General features: G+C 64.6%; 6 protein-coding genes. 3 read left to right on the top strand and 3 right to left on the bottom strand.

The genetic code is table 11. From position 1 onward, the window contains the following. Positions 1 to 104 precede the first annotated feature (104 nt). The gene (locus tag AC1DSN_RS16565) at positions 105 to 824 is read left to right on the top strand and encodes a Crp/Fnr family transcriptional regulator (protein WP_477297153.1); all 720 of its coding nucleotides are present in this window, start codon (positions 105 to 107) and stop codon (positions 822 to 824) included. Here the strand turns inward: AC1DSN_RS16565 and AC1DSN_RS16560 are convergent, their stop codons facing one another. From AC1DSN_RS16560 to AC1DSN_RS16550, 3 genes are all read right to left on the bottom strand, one after another. Continuing rightward, entirely contained in the window at positions 825 to 2,819 is a 1,995-nt protein-coding gene (locus tag AC1DSN_RS16560) for a PAS domain S-box protein (RefSeq protein WP_477331737.1), read from the bottom strand. Next, on the bottom strand, positions 2,816 to 3,550 hold the full coding sequence (locus AC1DSN_RS16555; RefSeq protein ID WP_477297149.1) for a response regulator: 735 nt from the start codon (positions 3,548 to 3,550) through the stop codon (positions 2,816 to 2,818). Before AC1DSN_RS16555 ends, AC1DSN_RS16560 begins: the two co-directional genes overlap by 4 nt. 89 nt (positions 3,551 to 3,639) lie before the next feature. Next, positions 3,640 to 4,917, bottom strand: coding sequence for an NRAMP family divalent metal transporter (locus AC1DSN_RS16550; RefSeq protein WP_477331739.1), 1,278 nt, complete (start codon positions 4,915 to 4,917; stop codon positions 3,640 to 3,642). Positions 4,918 to 5,093: 176 nt separating this feature from the next. On the opposite strand from AC1DSN_RS16550, the gene AC1DSN_RS16545 reads away from it, so the two are divergent. Then, complete coding sequence (locus tag AC1DSN_RS16545; RefSeq protein WP_477297915.1) at positions 5,094 to 5,990, top strand: universal stress protein; 897 nt, start codon at positions 5,094 to 5,096, stop codon at positions 5,988 to 5,990. Between the two features lie 198 nt (positions 5,991 to 6,188). Beyond that, the coding region (locus AC1DSN_RS16540) for a hypothetical protein (RefSeq protein ID WP_477331735.1) at positions 6,189 to 6,563 on the top strand (375 nt) is incomplete at its 3' end.

The raw sequence follows: 6,563 nt of genomic DNA, 5'->3' as shown, positions 1-6,563 counted from the left end.
CCGTTACACACTGTTACAGACCGTTGCCGTTGCGATCACATGATGTCACCCAAGAGGCCTACCTTGGGCTCACCAAAGGCCGCCGTGACAAGGGACACTTCGCCATGATCGCGAACACCGCACAACGTTCCGCTCGATCACTGCCTTGGACAGCCTGGGCGTCCACTCCGTCGCTGGATATCCCGTTGGACATCGAAGCCCTGCAACGACACCTGCAGGTGACCCGGCGCAAGCATGCCGCCGGCCAGCACCTGTATCGTGCCGGCCAGCCGTTTCGTGCGATTCACCTGATCCACGTCGGCTCGTACAAAACGTGTGAGCTGGCCGAGGATGGGCGCGAGAAGGTGACCACCTTCAAGATGCGGGGCGAGTTGGTCGGCGTGGATTCAATTGGCCTGGGCGCTTACGCCGGGGATGCCGTCGCGCTGGAGGACAGCGAAAGCTGGGAACTGCCATATCCCGCGGTCATGAAGGCCGCCACGGAGATCCCTGGGTTGCAGGAACAGATTCATGCCGCACTGGCGGCGGAAATCCGTTGCGACCGTGGGTGGATGTTGCTGCTGGCCACGCTAGCCGCTGAGCCGCGCGTGGCTGCCTTTCTGATCGACATCGCTGCCCGGCAGGCGCGCATGGGCTATAGCGCCAAGCACTTTATTCTGCGCATGAGCCGGCTGGACATCGCCAGCTTCCTCGCCATCAAGCACGAGACGGTGAGTCGCGCGCTCACGCACTTGGCGGACCTGCGCTACATCAGCGTGCAACGCCGGGAAGTCCACGTACTCGACGCCGAAGGACTAAGGGACATGGCCTGTGCGATGGCTTGATCAGCGCTCGTTCAAGACCCGTTGTAACGTCGTGATGAGGTCGTCTCGTCGATAGGGCTTGCGGAGCAACTCGAGCTCTCCCGTATCGCCGGAGCCGGCGTCCCAGGAACCGAATTCGTAGCCCGAGGTGAGTAGCACCTTCAAACCGGGGCGCGTGGYTTGCAGGTCCATCGCCAGTTCGACACCCGACTCGCCTGCGCCAAGGACGACGTCGGTGAACAGCAGTTCGATGTCCGGGTGCGCCGCAAACGAAGCGCGCGCTGATGTTGCGTCCCCGGCCTCGATCGGCGTGTAGCCGGCCGCGCGCAGGAACGAGACCGCGATACGCCGCACCTCCGGCTCATCCTCCACCACCAGCACGGTTGCGCTACCGCTGGGACAGACAGTCGGTGGCGTTGGGCTGGCAGCCGCTTCCTGTGCCACAGGAAGGATCATCTCGATACGCGTTCCCACGTCCACCTGACTTTCGAGGGTGAGGCGACCGCGCGACTGCTTGACGAAGCCGTAAACCATACTCAGGCCGAGGCCGCTGCCTTTACCGGGATCCTTGGTGGTGAAGAAAGGCTCGAAGGCACGAGCGCTCACTTCCGAGGGCATGCCGGTGCCCGAATCGGCGACGGAGAAGACAACATACGCACCGGTCGCCAGATCATCATCGCCACTGACGCTCAACGCGTGGGCTGAGATGATGAGCTTGCCACCTGTCGGCATGGCATCCCGCGCGTTCAGCGCGAGGTTGATGAGCGCTGCCTCAAGTTCGCCAGGATCCGCAAACACCGCCGGTAGTTCATCAGCACAGCTGGCGATCACCAAAATGTGTTCGCCCAGCGTGCGGCTAAGCATATCGCTCAGGTCAGCCAGCAGGAGCTCGGGACGCACCGGCTGAGGCGTGAGGCGCTGCCGGCGGGAAAAGCCCAAAAGCTTACGCGTCAGTGCCGAGCCGCGCTCGACGGCACGCGAGGCACTGGCGACGGTCTCCATGGTTTCGACGTCCATCGGACCGGCCATTTCCAGCAACTGCAGGTTTCCCGAAATGATGGTGAGTAGATTGTTGAAGTCGTGTGCGATGCCGCCCGTCAGTTGACCCAGGGCGTCCAGGCGCTGCGCGTGCGCGAGCTGTTCGTCCGCCCGGCCGCGCTGGATCGCCCCGGATAGCACATTCGCTACGGCGCCGAAGAAGTGGTGCCGATCCCGATCGCTCCCATTGGGTGGAGGCAGCCAAGCCACCAGATAGCCTGCCGGCGTGCGTCGGTCCGGCAGCGTCGTCACCACGGCGTGAGGCGACGGTGCGCCTTCAATTGGGGGAAAGGCAGCTACCTGGCCCCCGTCCATGCGGGCGCGGTCCTCTGCATCCAGAGCCAGGAGCCACACGGCCCGCTGCAGCTGTTCCCTCAAGGCCCCGTCCAGGCCTGCCGCCGCCGCCACCCTGAGCCTGTCGCCGTGGGGATCGGCCAGCAGAATCGCCACGGCGGGTGCTTTGAGCGCGGATGCCAGTAGTTGGGGGATGTCCACCAATGCCGCTTCGTGATTCGCGGCCAGAAGAATGCGACGGCTGATGTCGGCCAGGGCGGCATCGTAACGGCTTCGGGTCAGCGCTCGGCGTGCGCGTTGGGTCTCCGAGATGTCACGGATGGAGGCCGCAAACAGCGGTATCGGACCCGCGTTGATCGGGCTGAGCCCGATCTCGACCGGAAACGCGGTCCCATCGGCCCGCACCCCCGTTAGCTCGTAACCCGCACCCATGGGGCGCAGCCTGGGGCTGTCCATGTAGCGGGTGCGGTGCGCCACGTGCAGTTCGCGCAGTTGGCCGGGCAGCAGGACTTCAATGGGGCGCCCTGCCAGCGTGCCGCTGTTGTAGCCGAACAGGCTTTCGGCACGCGGATTGACCAGAACGATGGTGCCGGTCCGATCGACGACCACCATCGCATCGGGCGCGGTTTCAAAAAGCGCCCGGAACAGCGCGGCATCGCCGACACCGTCCTCGGGCACCGTCACGCGAGGCGCACCGTCGGGGTGAAGAGATAACCGGTGCCACGCACCGACTTGATCAGTCGCGGATCGGCAGGGTCGAGTTCGACTTTTCGCCGCAGTCGTCCGATCTGAACGTCGATCGCCCGATCGAACGGGCCAGCCTCGCGCCCGTGGACGTGGGTCATCAACTGATCGCGCGTCAAGACTCGGTTGGGGTGCTCGACGAACACCCGCAGGAGGGCAAATTCGCCGGAGGTCAGCTCAATCGGATGGCCATCACTGTCCGATAGCGTGTGCGTTCCCACATCCAGGCTGTAGCGATCGAATGAGAAACACGTGCGTGTCGCCGCCACGGAAGCCGGCACACCCGCGGTTGCCCGGCTGCGTCGAAGCACGCTGCGCACCCGGGCCAACAACTCGCGAAGGTCGAACGGCTTGGTTACGTAGTCGTCGGCGCCCAGCTCCAGGCCAACGATCCGGTCGACCGCTTCGCCGCGGCCCGTCACGATGACGACCGGCCCGCGCCATTGCTCCCGGAGGTAACGGGTGATGGCAAAGCCGTCTTCGCCGGGAAGGCCGAGGTCGAGCAAAATGAGGTCAATGTGCTGAGCCGACAGTTCCCGGCGCATCTGCACCCCGTCCGTGGCGGTGGCGACCTGGAAGCCTTGGGCGATGAAGTACCGGGCGAGCAGCGCCGTGACATCGACTTCGTCGTCGACGATCAAGAGCCTATCGCCCGCTTCCTGAAACGCCATGGGACGGCCTCGCATCACGGAGCCGGCGGTACCGGCCTATCGGCACCGTTCATTAGAGGGTACGCGACACGTGGCGGCAAGCGCTCTGGTCACCAAAGCAGCCCAAGGGCCACCAGAGCCATGACGGCCGTGGCGGTCCAGCCGAGGATCCGCAGTGCCCCCTTCAGAACGAAAGCCCCCATGAGGCGCTGGCTGGAGGCGGCTGCCATGATTGCCACCATCAGCGGGACGGCGATCACGCCGTTGATCACAGCCGACCAGAACAGGAGCCGTATGGGAGAGATCGGCAGGAAGGTCAAGAGCGTGCCCAGCACCGTCGCCACGGCCAGGACACCGTAGAAGGTTTGGGCCTGGCCAACGTTCCGTTCCAGACCCGCTTCCTTGCCGAGGACTTCGGACAGGGCATAGGCGGCGGATCCCGCAAGAACGGGCACAGCGAGCAGGCCCGTACCCAGGATCCCCAAGGTAAACAGGGTGGATGCAAAGTGTCCGGCCAGCGGTTCGAGCGCTCGCGCTGCATCGGCGGAGGTGTTGATCGACGTCACGCCGGCGGCATGCAGCACGACGGYCGCGGTCAGGATGATGAAGAAGGCAACGATATTCGAATAGAGCATCCCCACATCCGTGTCCAGGCGAATACGGCGGAACTCGGCCGGGGCCTGTTCGGGTGCAAGCAGAAGGGGATGCTCGTCGGGATTCGCACGCTCCTGCTCGACTTCTTCGGCAGCCTGCCAGAAGAACAGATACGGACTGACCGTGGTGCCGAAAATCGCTGTCACCGCCACGAGCGTGGCGTGGTCGACGTGATCGGGCAGCCAGTGCATTGCGATATCCCGCCACGGGATGCCCACCACGCAGGCGGTCAGCACATACGCGAACAGGCTCAGTGTCAAAAATTTCAGGATGGGTGCGTAGTGGCGGAAGGGAATGAAGACCTCCAGCGCCAGGGAGATGCCCGCACACAACAAAGCGAAGTACCGCGTATGGCCGCCCGCCAACAGGGCCAGCGCGTCGCCCATGGCGCCAATATCCGCGGCAAGGTTGACCACATTGTTGATCACGAGCAGGCCGACCAGGCCCATGACAACCGTGCGCGGCAGGATCCTGGTCAGATTGGTCGCGAGGCCCTGACCGGTGACCCGGGCAACATGGGCGCAGATCGTCTGGATGCCGATCATCAACGGGACCGTGGCCACCGTGGTCCACAGCATGCCGTAGCCGAACTGGGCACCCACCTGCGAGTACGTGGCAATGCCACTGGGGTCATCGTCCGCCGCGCCAGTAACCAAACCGGCGCCGAGACGCCGCCACGCCGGCTTCGACGCTGGAACGAGAGGAATAGCTGCGGGAAGGATGGGGTTTGACATTGCGTCACGGTGGCCCATGCACGGTCGCCCTGGCTTGATCCAGGTCAAGGCCGCGCCCGCTCGCCGAGCGCCTTGCGAACATCTCGTCGGATCTGGGACATCCGCTTGACCTGCGTCAAATGGGCTCGCCACTCGTGGCGTACAACGGGGATGACATTCGGCTGGGAGAGGGACACATGAGCGTCATTGCCAGCGACACCACGGCTGCATCCGCGTCGCCCGGACACACGGCCTATCGCGCCTTGAGCGTAGTGCTGACCGACACACTGAGCGATGCTGTTGCGCTGAACGTGGCGGCGGACCTGGCCGTGCGACATCGCGCTCGTGTCGACGTCGTGCAGCCGCTGATCTTACCCACGCCGATGATTCGCGCTCTGTCCTTGGCGCCTGATTGGTCGTTTCAGCAGATTCAGTCCGAACTGCGCGCGGAGGCAACCGCAACCGGGGACGCGATCTGTAAGCGGCTCACCGCGCGCGGCGTTCCGTCCGTCGTACGGGCCGTCGAGGCGCCGCAGTTGAATCCGGAGGCTTTGGCAGCCACGGCGGTCGAATGTGCGGATCTCGTCCTGGTGGCGCGCCCGGACGCCACAGAAAGCGTCATCTCCTTCGCCCATGAGCTCTTCGCCGCGCTACTCCTGGAGTCCGGCCGGCCCGTAATGGTGGTGCCGGCAGGCCTGGTCGCGCCGTTTCAGCCGCGTCGTGCCGTCATTGCATGGTCGGACACACGGGAATGTGCCAGAGCCGTTCACGATGCACTTCCGCTGCTCGCCGGGTGCGACCGCATCAATGTGCTGAACGTCGTGCCAGCAAGCAGTGAAATAGATCACAGCGGTTTGGCCGCCAAAGACATCGTGCGGCACCTTGCAAAGCACGGCCTTGCAGCACGGTCCTGCACGGTCAGGGCGCGCGAGCAATCGACAGCGGAAGCGATCCTCCGGTACGCCGACCGCACCCACGCCGACCTGATCGTCGCGGGCGGGTATGGGCACGGCAGGCGACGCGAACGCATGTTCGGCGGCACCACGCGGGCGCTGTTCCTGGATTCGCGCGTACCGGTCCTTTTTTCCCATTGAACGGGGACCGGTGGACGCGCCGGTCGCCACCACCCCGTTACTCTGCGCCGGCCTCCACACGCGCTGGCGACCACGAACACCAAGCCTTCGCGCTTACTCAACGTGCGTGCTAGGCCGGCGACTTCACCGTGCTTCCGCCGGACGCGCTTGATGCGGCATCCACGACCGGACGTATTGCTTCTCCCTAAAGGTGAAAACATGACTGCCTGCCGTGCCATGGACGTCGCCGTGCCGTTCACCGGAACGCCCTCCGACCGCGACTTGCTTCAAGCCGCCGACGTTCTCGCGCGCACCATCGGCGCGCGCCTGAGTGGCATCTTTCCACTCGCATTGCCTCGGCGCGCCGCATCGCCCCCGGCGGCAAACGCGCCGTCCATCGAAGGGTTTCGCGATCGCCAATGGGAGGAATCGACGGATTACCTGGAGGCTCTTCAGGCGTCGATGACCTTTCAAAGCGTGATCAACGACTTTTGCATCTTGGAGCGCGCATCGCGCACGCTCTTGGCCGACACGGTCGCGTATCTACGAAGTGCACGTGTCTTGGTAGCGAGCGTCCCGTCGTTAGAGTGGGCA

This window comes from Luteibacter sp. P4_D7_3 (assembly GCF_056401735.1).
Note: the sequence above shows the minus strand (reverse complement) of the source record. Positions and strands in the feature narration are given on the sequence as shown.